We start from the raw sequence: 16303 nt of genomic DNA on the forward strand, positions 1-16303 counted from the left end.
CCGTCAGACGGGTCGTGGGCGGATTTTCAGTCCGCGCGAAACCGGTTCCGCGGCTTCGCCGTGTGCGCTTTAGGCCGTGGCGTCGAGCGGGTTCTTGACCCAGCTCATCAGGTCACGCAGCTTGACACCGGTCTTCTCGATCGGGTGCTCGGCAATCTCAGCACGCATTCCTTCGAGCTCCTTGTTGCCCCCCTCGACGTTGGCGAGGAGACGCTTGACGAAGCTGCCATCCTGGATGTCCGAGAGGACCTCCTTCATGCGCTCCTTGGTACCTGCATCAATGATGCGGGGGCCCGCGACGTAACCACCAAACTCGGCAGTGTCGGAGATGGAGTAGTTCATGTTGGCGAGGCCACCTTCCCAGATGAGGTCAACGATGAGCTTCATCTCGTGGAGGACCTCGAAGTAGGCCATCTCGGGGGCATATCCGGCCTCGGTCAGCACCTCAAAGCCCTGCATCATCAGGGACTCGAGACCACCGCACAGCACGACCTGTTCGCCGAAGAGATCCGTCTCGGTCTCTTCGCGGAAGGTGGTCGGGATGACGCCGGCCCGGGCACCGCCGATGGCTGCAGCATAGGACAGTGCCAGGTCCCGCCCCTCCCCCTTGGGATCCTGGTCAACGGCGATCAGGCAGGGAACACCCTTGCCGTCGACGAACTGACGACGCACCAGGTGGCCGGGCCCCTTCGGGGCGACCATCGCGACGGTGATGTCGTCGGCCGGCTCGATGAGGTCGAAGTGGATGTTCAGTCCGTGGCCGAAGAAAAGGGCATTGCCGTCCACGAGGTTGGGCTGGATGTCCTCGGTGAAGATCTGTGCCTGGGAGGTGTCGGGGGCGAGCAGCATGATCACGTCAGCCCACTTGGAGGCTTCGGCGTTTGACTTGACCTCGAAACCGGCTTCACGAGCCTTCACCGCGGACTTGGAGCCGTCACGGAGGCCGATGCAGACCTCGACACCTGAGTCCCGCAGACACTGGGCGTGGGCATGCCCCTGGGAACCGTAACCGATGATCGCGACCTTGCGGTTCTGGATGATCGACAGGTCGGCGTCGTCATCGTAGAGAACTTCAATTGCCATGGTACTGTGTGTTCCTTTTCCTCGAATTGAGATGTATCGGTCGAAAAACGCATCTGGTGCGATGTGTTCTAGCTTAGATGTTCAGTCTCCGTGCGTAGCGGTGGGTGTGCCGCATGGGGAGGTCAGGCGCAGCGCCTCGTGGGCGATGGAGGTGGTGTGTGGGGGGCATCCAGACGGGGTTGGTGTCGGTCACCCCAGCAGAATCAACGTCCGTTGGCCGGGGCCATGGTCTTGGGACCGCGGCAGAGGGCGATCTCACCGGACTGGATCATCTCCCGGATGCCGAACGGGGCGAGTACTTCGAGAAGCGCTTCGAGCTTGCCCGGAGTACCGGTCGCCTCGATGACCACAGCGTCGGGAGAAACGTCGATGACCCGAGCCCGGAAGATGTTCGCGGCATCGACGATCTGTGGCCGGTTACTGGCATCCGCGGAAACCTTAACCATCATCAGTGCACGGGCAACGGTGCTCTCCTCCGGGAGGCGGACGACCTTGAGCACGGGGATGAGCTTGTTGAGCTGTTTGGTGATCTGCTCGATGGTGTGCTCGTCTCCCAATTCCCCGTCAATCACGATGGTGATGCGGTTGATTCCGTCGACGTCCGTGATCGCAGAGACGATGGATGCGATCGGGTAGCCACGACGGGTGAACAGTCCCGCGATCCGCGAGACGATTCCGTCGACGTCCTCGACGAGAACGGACAGGATGTGGCGGTTCTTCGGGAACATCAGTTCTTCTCCTCGGTGTGCTTGGCGGCGTCGTGTGCGTTGCCTTCGATGGCTTTCTCAACGTCAGACAGGGCCGTCGCCGCCGAGTCCTCGTCGAACAGTGGGCGCAGATCCTTGGCATATTGGATGTCGGTATTGGAGTGACCGGCGGCAACCATCGGCCAGACCTGCGCGTCCTCTCCGACGATGAAGTCGATGACGACGGGACGGTCGTTGATCTCACGGGCACGTCGGATGGCCGGGATCACGTCCTCCTCACGGGTGACACGGATCGCCTCGCAGCCGAGGGCTTCGGCGAGCTTGACGAAGTCGGGCACGTACTCCCCCTGGTTCCGCAAACGGGTGTTGGAGTAGCGGCCCCCGTAGAATAGGGTCTGCCACTGACGGACCATGCCCAGGTTTCCGTTGTTGATCAGCGCGACCTTGATGGGGAATCCTTCGACAGCACAGGTGACGAGCTCCTGGTTGGTCATCTGGAAGCAACCGTCTCCGTCGATCGCCCAGACCTCCTTGTCCGGCATGCCGGCCTTCGCACCCATCGCTGCGGGTACGGCGTAGCCCATCGTGCCGAGGCCACCCGAATTGAGCCAGGTACGGGGGTTCTCGTAGTCGATGAACTGGGCCGACCACATCTGGTGCTGGCCGACGCCGGCGCAGTAGATGGCATCCGGTCCGACCTCCCTGGACAGTGTGTTAATGACGTACTGGGGGGAAATCGCGCCGTCGTCGTTGCCCGTCCAGCCACGCGGGAACCTGTCACGGAGACCATTCAGGTAGGAGACCCAACGGTCGATGGCGGGCGGAGCCAACTCAAGCTTGCGGTACATGGTCAGCAGAGCATCCAGCACCTCCCGGGCGTCTCCGACGATCGGGACGTCGGCGTGCCGGATCTTCGAGATCTCGGCGGGGTCGATGTCAGCGTGGATCACCTTGGCATCTGGGGCGAAGCTGTTGAGGTCGCCAGTCACCCGATCATCGAAGCGGGCACCGATGGTGATGAGCAGATCGGACCGCTGCATGGTGGCAACGGCAGAAACACTGCCGTGCATACCGGGCATCCCCATATGCTGTGGGTGACTGTCCGGGAAGGATCCGAGTCCCATTAGCGTGGTCACCACGGGGATACCGGTGTACTCCGCGAAAGCCAGGAGTTCCGCATGCGCGTCGGCCTTGATGACGCCACCGCCAATGTAGAGACACGGACGCTCGGCCGCAGAGATCATCCGGACGGCTTCCTCTATGCGACGGTGATGTGGCGTAGTGACGGGTTTATAGCCCGTAAGCGTTACTTTAGGGGGCCAGACGAAATCGCACATCGCGTTCTGGACGTCCTTCGGAACGTCGATCAGGACGGGCCCGGGCCTACCGGTAGAGGCGAGATGGAAGGCGGCGGCGACCGCAGCAGGGATACGGTCCGGGTCCGTGACCATGTAGTTGTGCTTGGTCACCGGCATCGTGATGCCCCGGATGTCCGCTTCCTGGAAAGCATCGGTACCCAGTAGCGTATGGCCGACCTGCCCGGTGATTGCGACCACCGGAACGGAATCCAGGTGTGCGTCAGCCAACGGGGTGACCAGGTTGGTGGCTCCCGGCCCGGAAGTGGCGATACACACCCCGACCCGGCCAGATGCCTGGGCGTATCCTTCAGCGGCATGTCCCGCCCCCTGTTCATGGCGAACGAGGACGTGACGAACTTTCTCGGAGGAGTACAGCGGGTCGTACAGCGGAAGAATCGCACCGCCGGGAATACCGAATACGACGTCGACCCCGAGTTCCTCAAGCGAGCGGACGATTGCCTGCGCTCCGGTCATGCGCTCGGGGGCGGATGGTTTCGCGTCCTTCGCCAGCATGGCGGGACTGGGGTGTTTACGAGCTGCCACGTTCACGACGTCGGGCTCCTTTGGGGATGGTCTCGGTGAATAACGATCAGTCGGGAATTGGTATCACTCTTTCGTCATTTCCTCTCCTGGAGTACCGGAGGAGAGGCTTTCACGAAGCGGGCGAACACCAGGTCGAGAAAGAACAAAACCCCCGTCCACTCACCGTTTCTACGGTGGTGTCGAGGGCGTTTGACTTCACGACTTGTACGGCCGCTACGGCAAACGCCGGCTGCTTACGAGTACAAGTCGAATGTTGGTCATGTCACGAAATGTTACACAGACAACCGGGTATCCCGGCAACTTTCGCCACCCCATCCCATACCCCCGTCCACAGGGCGGGACACCCGGGTTGCACCTGAAGGCCCCATCCACCAGTGGGCTGGGTCACTGACGGTGAGAATGCTTCGGTGGATCACCCCACCGCGCGGGGGTAATCCATCAACTTCGCCATCCGAGGTGAAGGCCCGCACAGAACCGCGTTAGTCTATTCCGCATGCTCCACACCCAGATGTCCTTCATTCCCTCGACATGGTTGAAATGGCTCCTCGATCAAGGGATCGAACTCGCCATCATCATCGTCGTCGCTTTCTTGGTACCCAGGATCGGGCGCCTCTCAGTCCGACTGATCACCCGACATCTCGACCCGACCGAGCAGGAATCCAAGCAACGCCTGGCCATCGTGGGCACTGCCGTCTATCTGGTCCAGTTAATCGCCTACTTCTTCCTCTCGATCGCGGCTCTCAAGGAACTCGGTATCCCTCTCGCGGGAGCCGCGATCCCCGCGACAGTAGTCTCCGCTGCCGTGGGCCTCGGCGCCCAATCGATCATCGCGGACTTCCTCGCCGGGTTCTTCATCATCTCGGAGAAACAATTCGGCGTCGGCGACTGGGTCCGGTTCGAAGGCTCAGGCATCGACATCGAAGGTGACGTCATCCAGATCACGATGCGGGCCACCCGGGTCCGTACCCTCGCAGGCGAAACCGTGACCATCCCGAACTCCACGGCCAGGGTCTGCATCAACCATTCCAACTATTGGGCCCGGGCGGTCGTCACCATGCCAATCCCGCTCCTCGGGTCAGATTCAATCGACCACGCCGTACAGCGCTCCACCGATGCCACGCTCCGTGCTCTCGAACAACCCGAGATCGCCGGAGATGTCACCGGAGAACTCGATGTGCACCCGTCAGTTGGAGTAGAGGGGCCACAGACCGTCGGTATGCCGTGGATGGTGGACATGCGTTTTATCGTTCAGGTCCACCCCGCTCGCCAGTGGGCCGTGGAACGTGCCATCCGAACCAGGATCATCGAGGAGTTCTGGGCGGAGTACGGTTCCGCAACAACAATCTCGGGTGCGGTCCGAGAAACACTCGAGGCTGACGCCCCACAAATCGAACGCGCCTTCACCCGAACTCCACTCATCGACGTCAATGACGATCCTTCCGTCAGCACTCGAAACGACATGCAGGAGACCCCTGAAAACCAGGACACCGAAACCACCGGAGAATCCAACTCCCCCGCCCAGGTATCCGGAGTAGCGGCGACTGCAGCAGGAGCAGGAGCCGCAACCGTAGCCATGAACACTGCCCTAGGCGATGGACCCCGCGGCACCCAACGCCCACCAACACAGGACAAGAACCGCTCACGCTCCGACATCTCCACCAACGACCCCACCGACCCCTCAAACGGGAGCTCCCCGGATCACTCGGCCGACCCACACCTGGCAGCTCTACTGCGGAGGACGGTCGACACGACGGGGTGGCGCCGCTTCTTCACTTTCGGCGGTCGGGTCAGACCCTCAACCACCGGCCTCTGCGTTGCACTGCTGGGGCTCATCATCCTCAAAGGATACGCACTGGAGCAGAGCGCGGAATGGAACCTAGAGACGCCTCCGATCGACGTACCCGCAGTCACGTCCGCCCCGGTCACTACCCAGGAATCCGTCACCTCCACCAACCCCCAATCCTCCCCGGCGCAGCCACCTTCCACCAAACCGACCATAACCGATGAAAAGATCCCGGCGACCACGCCGGCAACAGGTTTTCCCTCCGCTTCTCCGACCGCTGACTCCCCGGGGACGCCAGCGGCAGGTGACAGCGGAGACACCAACACCGGGAACCCCTGACCCCGAAGTGACTCGGGTACCGGCGATTCAATAGAATCAGCAGGTATGTCCTCCACAAGCCCCGACGCTGATCCTGATTCCGGCAACGGTGCCGTCGGTGCAAGCCCCGTCACCGAAACCGTGTTCCGGCCAGAACGTACCCACCTTCTGGGGGCTGGTCTGATGCTGCTGACCAGTCTGCTCACGGTAGGAGCAGCACCCAAGTATCTGTTCTGGCTCCTGGCGCTTCCCTTCTTCTACGCCTATTGGACACTAAAATCGCGTACCACCGTCCACTCCGACGGCATCACCGCAAGCTACGCGCTATCCCGGAGCCGCAGCGTTACATGGGAGGACTTCGCCGGAATCCGCTTCGGAGCGGGAAGCTCACACGCCCGGTCGCATGATGGGCGTGAGTTCACGCTCCCAGGTATCTCCTTCAACAGCGTGCCTGATCTCGCAGCGGCATCCGGTGGCCGGATTCCTGACGTGATCGCGGCCGGTCGCGCAGCCGCTGATGACAAGGTCGTCGTGATGCGCAGGGACGGTCACCAGGTGGTCAAGACACGCGAGGAGGCAGCCCGCGAGATCCTGGCCGCCCAGGAAGAGATCGAGCGGGTGAAGAAGGAACGTGCCGCCGCGAAACGTCACGGAGGCATGGAGCCCGGCGGCTGGTACAGAACAGATGCCGAAGGACAACCCATCATTGAGGAACAGGGCGATCCCCGTTCCGGTGATGGAAGCAGGAACACCAGACCCGACGTGTCCTGAACAACATCCCACATATCCCCTTTATCCGGGGATCCCTTGACCCGCCCTTACAAGCAGAAGACAGCCCTCCATGATCCCCTTACGCTCGAGAGTCACCACTGTCGGACGCAACGCGTCCGGCGCCCGCGCCTTGTGGCGCGCCACCGGAATGAAGGATAACGACTTCGGTAAGCCGATCGTCGCCATCGCGAATTCCTACACCCAATTCGTGCCCGGTCACGTTCACCTGAAAAATGTCGGTGACATCGTCGCCGAAGCCATCACTGCGGCAGGTGGGGTTCCCAAGGAGTTCAACACCATCGCCGTCGATGACGGCATCGCGATGGGGCACGGTGGCATGCTCTATTCATTGCCCAGCCGCGAGATCATCGCGGACGCCGTCGAATACATGGTCAATGCCCATACCGCTGATGCCCTGGTGTGTATCTCTAACTGTGACAAGATCACGCCGGGTATGCTCAACACCGCCCTACGCCTGAACATCCCAACAGTCTTCGTCTCCGGAGGACCGATGGAAGCCGGCAAGGCTGTCGTCGTCGACGGCATCGCCCATGCCCCGACGGACCTCGTCACCGCCATCTCCGCATCCGCCAACGAAGGCGTCGATGCTCCGGGACTTTCCCGGATCGAGGCTTCAGCATGTCCCACCTGCGGCTCGTGTTCGGGCATGTTCACTGCCAACTCGATGAACTGCCTCACCGAGGCACTCGGGCTGTCTCTTCCCGGCAACGGATCAACTCTGGCCACGCACAAGGCTCGCCGGAATCTGTTCACCCGAGCCGGAGAAACGATCGTCGAACTGTGCCGCCGTTACTACGGTGAAGAGGACACCTCCGTGTTACCCCGGTCCATCGCGACGAAGCACGCCTTCGACAACGCCATGGCACTCGACATGGCGATGGGTGGGTCCACGAACACGGTTCTCCACATCCTTGCCGCGGCACAGGAAGGTGAGGTCGATTTCGACCTCGATGACATCGACAACCTCTCCCGGCAGGTCGGTTGCCTGTCCAAGGTCTCCCCGAACTCCAACTACCATATGGAGGATGTGCATCGCGCCGGCGGTATCCCCGCCATCCTCGGTGAACTGCACCGTGGCGGTCTCCTCCACGACGACGTACACTCCGTGCACTCCCCCGATCTGCAGTCCTGGCTCGATGCCTGGGACATCCGCGGCGGGAAAGCAACGGATGAAGCAATCGAGCTGTTCCACGCTGCGCCAGGTGGTGTGCGAACAACGGAACCATTCTCAACAGAAAACCGCTGGGACACTCTCGACACGGATGCCGTCAACGGATGCATCCACGACGTCGAGCACGCCTACACAGTCGACGGTGGGCTAGCTGTTCTGCGAGGCAACATCGCACCGGACGGTGCGATCATCAAAGCCGCGGGTATCGATGAAGAATTGTGGCACTTCTCGGGTCCCGCCCGGGTTGTGGAATCACAGGAGGAAGCGGTCTCCGTCATCCTGAAGCGGGTCATCCAACCAGGTGAAGTCCTCATCGTCCGCTATGAGGGGCCCTCCGGCGGCCCCGGAATGCAGGAAATGCTGCACCCCACAGCGTTCCTCAAGGGCGCGGGACTGGGCAAGAAGTGTGCGCTGATCACAGACGGCCGCTTCTCCGGAGGATCATCCGGACTGTCGGTGGGACATGTCTCCCCTGAAGCCGCACATGGCGGCGTCATCGGTCTCATCCGGGACGGTGACACCGTCACCGTCGACATCCACGAACGCCTCCTCCAGTTGGAGATCGACGACGCTGAGATCGAACGTCGTCGCGATGAGATGAACGCCTCCGACAGGCCCTGGCAGCCCGTCAACCGTCAGCGTACGGTGAGTAAGGCGCTGCGTGCATACGCAAAGATGGCGACTTCCGCGGACAAGGGAGCGGTTCGCCAGGTCGACTGACCTTTCCCAACACAGGGAGGGCCAGCCCTACGGGCTGGCCCTCCCTGTGTTTCCGGCAACGCGTATCAGTATCCGATCGTCACTATCCCGGACAGATGTCCCATGCGCTGATCCCGAGCCGGCCACACACCAGTGGCCGGCTTCTCGGATCTGCCGTGTACAGACTGCTCAGATCACCTACTGAACGGATATGCGCCACCGGTGACCAGCCACCAGAGCCCGACCGCACAGCCGATGCCGATCAGAATGAAGATGATGGAGCTCCACAGCGGGCGGCGGGCCCAACTGCGGCTGAAGTCCAGGGAAATACGTCCCGGACCGGTGAGCTGGAGTCCTACAGCAACGACGGTCATCAGAACTGCAAAGCGAACTCCGTCACCCCATTGGAACGGATTGACCGGGGTGTCTGCGATGTTGATCTGGTGGAGTGCAAGGAAAGCTGTGGACACGGTCGCGAGGGCCGCAGCGAGCGGGGTAACCAACCCGAGCACTAGGAGGATACCTGCAGCAAGCTCAACACCGGGGACCGCGATCGAGAGCACACCCGCCATCTCGTATCCCGCGAACTGCTCCTCAAGAGCAGTGATTCCGCCACCGTTACCGAGCCGGAAGAACACTGACACCGAGTGCAGGATCAGCAGCGCTCCAAAGAACAAGCGGATCAAGAAGAGACCCAGGTCAATCGTACCGCGCTTTGCCTCCGGTTCATCTTCCTCGAAAGACTCATCCGTGTGGTCTGATTCGGTGGGCTGAGCCTGCTGTTGAACAGGTTGCTCCTGTACCTGTGCCGGAGCACCTGTCATGATAGGCATCGTCGTCGTGGGTTGATCGGTGGCGAAATCTGCGTCGGTATACCCGGACGCCACAGAGTCGGTTTCCCTGAACTGTTGAGCCCGGTACTGATCCTGGGTCGGGAACGCCGCAGTGGCTGGCTCTCCGGCGCCGACCCCCACGGACTGCGGGGCAGCACGGCCTGCACGGTCATACACGGACTCATGGGAAGTTTCGGTAGCGGGAGTTTCGTCCGCATCTCTCAGGGGCGCGTAGCTGGTGGGGATGTCGAAATCGTCAAAATCCTCGGGTTCGGCACGATCAGGGCGGGAACTATTGTTGTCGTTCATACAATGCAGGGTAGGTGAACTGCAGAGGTTTTGCCCGCACCGGTGCCGGGCGAGTCGACATATTGACTCGAAATCGTTACGCATCGGTCATACTGTCCGAGCAGAGTCAACGGCAACGGGTCAGGAGCAGGAAGCCAGTTGCGAGGCCAGTGCATCATGTTCCGCGGGAGTCACCCACAGGTGATAACGGTGTTTGACTGTGATCTGACGTTTGACGTACTCGCATCTAAAGTTGCTGTTCGGGGGAAGCCAGGTCGCAGCATCGGAAGCCCCTTTCTCCTGGTTCATCGGCCCCGAAACCGCCAGGAGGTTGTCGGGGTCATTCGCGAATGCCCTACGTACCTCCGGGTCCAGATCCTGGGCACCTTTCATCCAGGCATCAGCAAGAGCAACGACATGGTCTATCTGCACGGCGCTGCTCGTACCGGCTCCACGGAGAAAGTCGATCTGGGTACCCGTGTAGTAGTCGTTGAGCACGCCTGACTCGACAACGCAATCATGGGTACCGGGCCGAAAGCGGACCCTGATCAGATCTCGGGCGAGAATGTCATTACGGGTGTCACAGCCGTTGTGCCCGAAGGGGACTTCCACGTCATCACTCCACCGTTGACCGAAAGCCTCACGGGCGTAACCCGTCAGCGGGGCTCTCTCCCGGATTGTCAACTCGTCAAGCATGTCCCTATAGAGCCGTGGACCGCGCCGGTCCCCCGTCTCCGGCATGGGGGTGCTGTCTGCCGTGGTTTCACCACTACCCTGCGCATCCTGTACCGCGCCGAGAAGCACAGACACCAGAGTCACGGCTCCCGTTATCAGGAGAACAATGGCGATGGAGGCGAAGGCATAACCACGTCGTCGTGACCCGGAGTTGCTCACAAACCGATACCGTAGCACCGTGGCGGTGACTACGTGAGGTTAGGACACCGGTTCGAGACTCTCCGCCGCCGCAGCCACCACGGAATCTGTGAGTTTCTGCAGCAGCGGAGATTCCAGCCGCCAGTGCTGCCAGAACAACGGGACGATGGAGACACGTTCGTCGAGAAGCACGAGTTCCCCGGAATCGAGGAATGACGCAGCCTGAATCTCAGGAACTAGCCCCCATCCGAGTCCCGCTCGGGCGGCCTCGACAAAACCCTCCGACGAGGGAATCTGGGAGATGCGGCGATGCCGAGGCAATCGATCGACCCGCCCAGTCAAGTCTGAATCCTGGATCTTGTCATTCGGCCCGTACCGCAGTGCTGGCATAGCAGCCCAGTCGAGCCTCCCGTTAACCGTATACACATCCCGGAGTTCCGGGGCTGCCACCGCGCGATAACGCATGATGCCGAGAGGACTGACCGTGCATCCTGAAACCGGCGAGTGTTCCCTGGTGACAGCCCCAAGACAATCACCACGGCGGAGCAGCTTCAGGGAATGCGACTCGTCTTCAACCCGGAGTTGAAGGGTCGCGGAGTCCCAGGAGGCGACATCCGAGAACACAGGGGTGAACCAGGTGGCGAGAGAGTCCGCATTGATCGCCACACTGAGGGGAACACGCGCGAGGCGACCCCGGAGCTGGGCATCTGTCTCAGCCTGCAGAAGAGCCATCCTGCGGGCGGCCTGGGCAAGCACCTCCCCCGCAGCAGTGGCAGTGGTCGGACTGGTACGACGGATCAAAACCCTTCCCGCCTGGGATTCAAGCGCTTTGATCCGTTGACTCACTGCGGATGGCGTGAGCGAGAGAGCGTCAGCGGCACCTTCGAAAGAACCTTCATCGAGGACAGCGAGCAGTGTGGCCAGGTGAATCGGATTCATGAAGCAATTCTAACGCACATTCAAAAACTTTAACTTTTCTTAACCGCCACCCGGTGACACCATCAGAACCATGAACGTCGCACTCCACGGTTTCCTCATGGGCCTATCGCTCATCATTGCCATCGGACCCCAGAACACCCTTTTACTTCGGCAGGGAATCCGCCGCACCGCCGTCGGAGCAGTTGTCACTGTCTGTCTCGTTTCCGAATACATTCTCATCATCGGATCCACCGCTGGTGTCGGTGTCATCATCGACAGAGCACCCGTCATCCTCGACCTGATGAAGTACCTCGGATTCGCCTATCTCATCTGGTTTGCATTCACCTCATTTCGGGAAGCCTTTCATCCCGACCAAAACACGTTCACCCGAGACGAACAGAATCCCAGCGTCTCCCCCCTCCCTGACGACAGCAGGTACACCATCAACACGTCTCCTGGCGGAACGGGTTCAGTAGCAGTCGCAGAACGCACCCTTCACACGGCAAAACAAGTACCACAACGGGTCTGGGTGAAACCCATCCTCGCAGCCCTCGCGATGACCTGGCTCAATCCCGCAGCCTACGTGGACATTGTGGTCATGCTGGGCGGCATCGCGAATCAATACGGGGAGATCGGTCGGTGGTACTTCGCTGCGGGGGCATTATTGGCATCGAGCATCTGGATGCCGACAATCGGATACGGCGCACGGAAACTGTCTGGCCCGTTGTCCCGACCCAATGTCGCACGAATGGTTAACATCGCCATTGGTGTCGTGATGATCATCATCGCGGTTCGGCTGCTCTTCCACTGACTCGGACCCCATGATTGCCGCCAAAACATCAGGTACAACCCCGAAGCCCCAGTGCACGGGAACACCCCGCACCGGAAGTCAACCGGATGCGGGGTGTTCCCGTGCACTGGGGCGTCACTTTTCCCGGGTCTTTGACCGTGTCGCTTGCGCCCAGATATTAATCCCCGCATCGCTGGCGATTTCGTCGATGGCCGACAACTCCACATCGGTGAACGTCAGGTTCTGCACGGCATCGATGTTCTGGTCGAGCTGTTCGACGGAGGAGGCCCCGACCAGTGCTGACGCCACCGACTGCTCCCCGTACCTCCCCTGGCTCCGGAGGACCCAAGAGATGGCCATCTGCGCGAGTGTTTGCCCACGCTCCTGCGCAATATCGTTGAGTCTGCGCATCATCCCGATGTTCTCGTCACTCAACATGTCCCCAGACAATGACTTGTGCGCAGCCGCGCGCGAGTCCTCCGGTACCCCGTAGAGGTAGCGGTCGGTGAGTAACCCCTGTGCAAGTGGTGAGAATGCGATCGTACCGACCCCGTTATCGGCTGCGGCCTCCAGAAGACTGTCCCCGTCCTCACCGGGTTCCTCGACCCATCGGTTGACGATGGAATAGCTGGGCTGGTTAATGAGTAGTGGACAGCCCTCCTCCGCCATCATCTCGGCGGCTTCGGTAAGCAGTTCTGGACCATAGCTGGACACCCCGACGTAAAGTGCTTTGCCACTGGAGACGATGTCTCTCAAGGCATACATCGTCTCCTCCAACGGAGTCTCGGGATCGGGCCGATGATGGTAGAAGATGTCCACATAGTCAAGGCCCATGCGACGCAGCGACTGGTCGAGAGATGACATCAGGTACTTCCGTGAACCGCCGAAACCGTAGGGCCCGGGCCACATGTCCCATCCAGCTTTGGATGAGATGATCATCTCGTCCCGCAAGCCCCGGAAGTCTTCGTCGAGAATGCGCCCGAAGTTGATTTCGGCGGAACCGTTGGGAGGGCCGTAGTTGTTGGCCAGGTCAAAATGGGTGACACCGCGGTCGAAGGCACGACGAATGATAGCCCGTTGGGTCTCCACAGGTTTATCGTCACCGAAGTTGTGCCACATTCCGAGGGAGACGACCGGGAGCTTCAGCCCGGAGTGCCCGACAGTACGGTACGGAACATCACGGTAACGATCTGCAGCCGGTTGATAAGCGGGTTGGTTGTCCGGATTGAAAGGCATGCATCCAGTGTGCCCCGAGCGTCACCGCTTGTCGATGCCCCTCCATCCTCCACCCCGTTCGACACCCCGCAGCGTAGATGTCGGATACACCACACAGCTTTCACCTCACATACATGTCCGGGGGTGGTTCACTCCCCTTTCCCCACTCCTTCGGGGCTAGATCCACACCGCAGCGCAGGCAACTTCAGACGTTAAACCACATGATCTCCATTATTGTGACGGTCGCAATATCGCAGACCCTTTACTCCCGCGATTCAGTGGTTATCCTGCGGTTGAAGGTTTTTTTACTAAAAAGGATACGAGAGCCGGGGCAAGTGCAGCTCCGGCTGTTCCGGCGCGACGTATACCTACCAGGTGATAAGTCACCACCCGACCGATCAAGGAGAATCAATGCCGCTAACCAGACGAACATTCCTCAAAGCCTCCGCAATGGCGGGCGTAGTCACCGCGATGGGGGGCGTTTTCCAGAAGGCGGCAGCAGCCGAAATCCCGGATTCACTCTTCACTGAGCTCCGTCAACGCTGGGTCGACATCATCACTGCAAACAATCTCTACGATCCAAAAGATCCAGTTTTTATTCCCCTGCTCGCCTCGCTCGATCGCTCGATCGACAAGAATCTGGCCGACCTCGCCACAGGTTCCGAAGCCATGACTACGGTTTTCAAGAGCAAGAACCTCGCGGCCGAGAAATCCCCCGACATCACCTCCACCGCCCGCGGAATCCTCACCATGGCCACAGGCTGGGCGATTCCCGGTTCGAGGCACTTCCGCAACGAGTCGGTGCTAGCCACTACGATCGAGAGCTTCGACAGGTTCCTGCGGCTGCGGTACAACCCCAACCAGTTCGAATACGGAAATTGGTGGGACTGGGAATCCGGCGCAGCCCGGGCCATCGGAGACATCATGTGTCTCCTCGGCGACAAGTTACCGGAAGACATTCGGACTCGGGCAGCCACAGGAATCAACCACTTCATCCCGGACCCCAAAGAGCAGGAGGTAAACAAAGGCGCCTCCCGTAAAACTTCGACCGGAGCAAACCGACTAGATCTGTGCCGCGCAGTCGCGTGCAGCGCAATTGCTGTTAAAGACGAGGAACGGCTACGCAGCGCACTCAACGGGTTGTCAGACACATGGCAGTTCGTCGATACCGGCGATGGTTTTTACCACGACGGCTCATTCATCCAGCACACCAACATCCCCTACACAGGCGCGTACGGCAATGTCCTCATCTCGGGTCTCTCCCTCATGTTCGATCTGGTGGCGAACACCGGCTTCGACATCAGCGAGGAAGGAAAAAACCGTGTCTACTATCTCGTCGATCAGGCTTACATCCCGATCATCGTCGACGGTCAAGCACTTGACATCGTTCGTGGACGCTCCATCTCCCGGAAAGTGGAGCCAGGTTCCTCCCACGGTATTTCCATACTCACCTCGATCATTCGCCTAGCGGAACGGGCTCCAGCCGAATATGCGGAACGATGGCGGCGCACTTGCTCGGGATGGCTCCACCGCAACACCTACAATGACTTCACCGCAACAACCAGTATTTCGCAACTCGCGCTGGTTCTGCGAGCATTGAACAGTCCCGCCGCGCCAGCGCTCGCCGAACCCAAGATGTTTCCGTCGATGGATCGCCTTATTCACCGCAGCACAGACTGGACCATGGCGGTTTCCATGTGTTCCCGACGGATCTCGTGGTACGAGTACGGAAACCAGGAGAATGAACTCGGGTCACGGACCGGAAGCGGCATGCGCTATCTCCTACTGCCGGAGAGCATGGGCCAGTACGAGGATGAATTCTGGTGCACCATCGACTACGCCGCTCCCCCGGGAACCACCGTGGATCACCATGAGCTGAGGCGTGGAGTCGGGCAGCCCTGGGGTGTAGAAACCCCACAAAATGAATGGACGGGAGGGCTGACAAGCGGGCCACTAAGTCTCGCCGCCATGCACCTGATCGGGCCCGATCTCAACGGACTGGAAGCTCGACGGCTCTGGTTGGGTACCACAGACTCCGTCGTCGAACTCGTCGGAGGGGTCAAAGCACCGAACAGTCCGGCGCTGACGGTCGTCGAACACCGCAACATGGGTGCCAACGGAGATCCTGCACTCACAGTGGATGGTAAGCGCGTGAGCGGGGAATCCACGGTCGCAAATCCGAAGTGGGCACATCTTGAGGGAGTTGCGGGATATGTCTTCCTCACCCCGGGATCCGTCAGAGCGAGCATCACCGAACGGACGAACACCTGGCTCGAGGTCAACCCCTTCCGACGCACCTACCCCGGCGCTGCCGAGCCGGTCACCCGCACTTGGGCGACCATCCAGTTCGATCACGTCGGTGAATCCGCCGAGGGTGGCGCCTGGATCCTTCTCCCCAAAGCCAGCGTAGAAGACACCCGCAGAATCGCGGAGGCACTGGCCGGTCCAGCACCTGCGGCGAAGATTGAACAGAATGATGCCAGTGCACAGGTCATCCAGAGCGGTGAAGCCACTGGTTTCGCGGTCTGGAAACCCGGTGTCTACGCCACCTGGGGCTTCGACAAGCCAGCCGTCGTCCTGGCTGAACACGCGGCGGACGAACTGACTGTGACCGCCGCGGACCCCACCCAGGAGGAATCGAGCCTGACAATCACCGTCCCGGGTGAATGGCCCGTGTCCTCCGGAGAAGGAGTTACTGTGAACGCGACACCAACGGCGACAACCCTCGTAGTCGATACCGCAGGTCTCGCAGGTTCATCGCGTAAGGTCATCCTCCGGAGGAAGGGGACAACTGTTCCGGAAGAGCCCCCGGCGGGAGGAGTCTCCAGTTCCTGGATGAGCACCTTCGGCAGCAGTTTCCTCTCATCGTAGGTAACGAGTCCTTCCCCGGATTCGGTGGCGCCCCCGGTTCCTCATCTCGCGGGAATCAGGG

The 16303-nt window shown here is 60.6% G+C and carries 12 protein-coding genes; 5 read left to right on the forward strand and 7 right to left on the reverse strand.

Annotated elements, in window-relative coordinates; genetic code table 11:
• Positions 1-69: 69 nt before the first annotated feature.
• From ilvC to QWU44_RS07300, 3 genes are all read right to left on the reverse strand, one after another.
• Entirely contained in the window at positions 70-1083 is a 1014-nt protein-coding gene (gene ilvC / locus QWU44_RS07290) for a ketol-acid reductoisomerase (protein ID WP_370915029.1), read from the reverse strand.
• A gap of 203 nt (positions 1084-1286) precedes the next feature.
• Positions 1287-1811: an acetolactate synthase small subunit gene (gene ilvN, locus QWU44_RS07295; protein WP_370915030.1), complete on the reverse strand. Its 525-nt coding sequence runs from the start codon at positions 1809-1811 to the stop codon at positions 1287-1289.
• Positions 1811-3697, reverse strand: coding sequence for an acetolactate synthase large subunit (locus QWU44_RS07300; RefSeq protein WP_370915031.1), 1887 nt, complete (start codon positions 3695-3697; stop codon positions 1811-1813). Before QWU44_RS07300 ends, ilvN begins: the two co-directional genes overlap by 1 nt.
• A 487-nt stretch (positions 3698-4184) precedes the next feature.
• Here QWU44_RS07300 and QWU44_RS07305 point away from each other — a divergent pair, with 487 nt between their 5' ends.
• The 3 genes from QWU44_RS07305 to ilvD all read left to right on the forward strand — a co-directional run bounded on the left by QWU44_RS07305 (position 4185) and on the right by ilvD (position 8475).
• Complete coding sequence (locus QWU44_RS07305) at positions 4185-5813, forward strand: mechanosensitive ion channel family protein (protein WP_370915032.1); 1629 nt, start codon at positions 4185-4187, stop codon at positions 5811-5813.
• Positions 5814-5858: 45 nt separating this feature from the next.
• Positions 5859-6563: a PH domain-containing protein gene (locus QWU44_RS07310; protein ID WP_370915033.1), complete on the forward strand. Its 705-nt coding sequence runs from the start codon at positions 5859-5861 to the stop codon at positions 6561-6563.
• Between the two features lie 70 nt (positions 6564-6633).
• Complete coding sequence (gene ilvD / locus QWU44_RS07315; RefSeq protein WP_370915034.1) at positions 6634-8475, forward strand: dihydroxy-acid dehydratase; 1842 nt, start codon at positions 6634-6636, stop codon at positions 8473-8475.
• A gap of 173 nt (positions 8476-8648) precedes the next feature.
• On the opposite strand, the gene QWU44_RS07320 is transcribed toward ilvD, so the two are convergent.
• From QWU44_RS07320 to QWU44_RS07330, 3 genes are all read right to left on the reverse strand, one after another.
• On the reverse strand, positions 8649-9596 hold the full coding sequence (locus QWU44_RS07320; protein WP_370915035.1) for a DoxX family protein: 948 nt from the start codon (positions 9594-9596) through the stop codon (positions 8649-8651).
• A 120-nt stretch (positions 9597-9716) separates the two neighbouring features.
• Entirely contained in the window at positions 9717-10469 is a 753-nt protein-coding gene (locus tag QWU44_RS07325) for an HNH endonuclease family protein (protein ID WP_370915036.1), read from the reverse strand.
• Positions 10470-10508: 39 nt separating this feature from the next.
• The gene (locus QWU44_RS07330) at positions 10509-11387 is read right to left on the reverse strand and encodes a LysR family transcriptional regulator ArgP (RefSeq protein ID WP_370915037.1); all 879 of its coding nucleotides are present in this window, start codon (positions 11385-11387) and stop codon (positions 10509-10511) included.
• 70 nt (positions 11388-11457) lie between these two features.
• On the opposite strand from QWU44_RS07330, the gene QWU44_RS07335 reads away from it, so the two are divergent.
• On the forward strand, positions 11458-12177 hold the full coding sequence (locus tag QWU44_RS07335; RefSeq protein WP_370915038.1) for a LysE/ArgO family amino acid transporter: 720 nt from the start codon (positions 11458-11460) through the stop codon (positions 12175-12177).
• 114 nt (positions 12178-12291) lie between these two features.
• On the opposite strand, the gene mgrA is transcribed toward QWU44_RS07335, so the two are convergent.
• Positions 12292-13392 (reverse strand): L-glyceraldehyde 3-phosphate reductase, encoded by a 1101-nt coding sequence (mgrA, locus tag QWU44_RS07340; RefSeq protein WP_370915039.1) that lies wholly within the window; start codon positions 13390-13392, stop codon positions 12292-12294.
• Between the two features lie 390 nt (positions 13393-13782).
• Between mgrA and QWU44_RS07345 the strand changes: the two genes are divergently transcribed.
• Entirely contained in the window at positions 13783-16242 is a 2460-nt protein-coding gene (locus tag QWU44_RS07345) for a polysaccharide lyase family 8 super-sandwich domain-containing protein (RefSeq protein ID WP_370915040.1), read from the forward strand.
• The last annotated feature ends 61 nt before the right edge of the window (positions 16243-16303 follow it).

Source organism: Corynebacterium sp. CCM 9203, from assembly GCF_041357675.1.
Lineage (GTDB): Bacteria > Actinomycetota > Actinomycetes > Mycobacteriales > Mycobacteriaceae > Corynebacterium.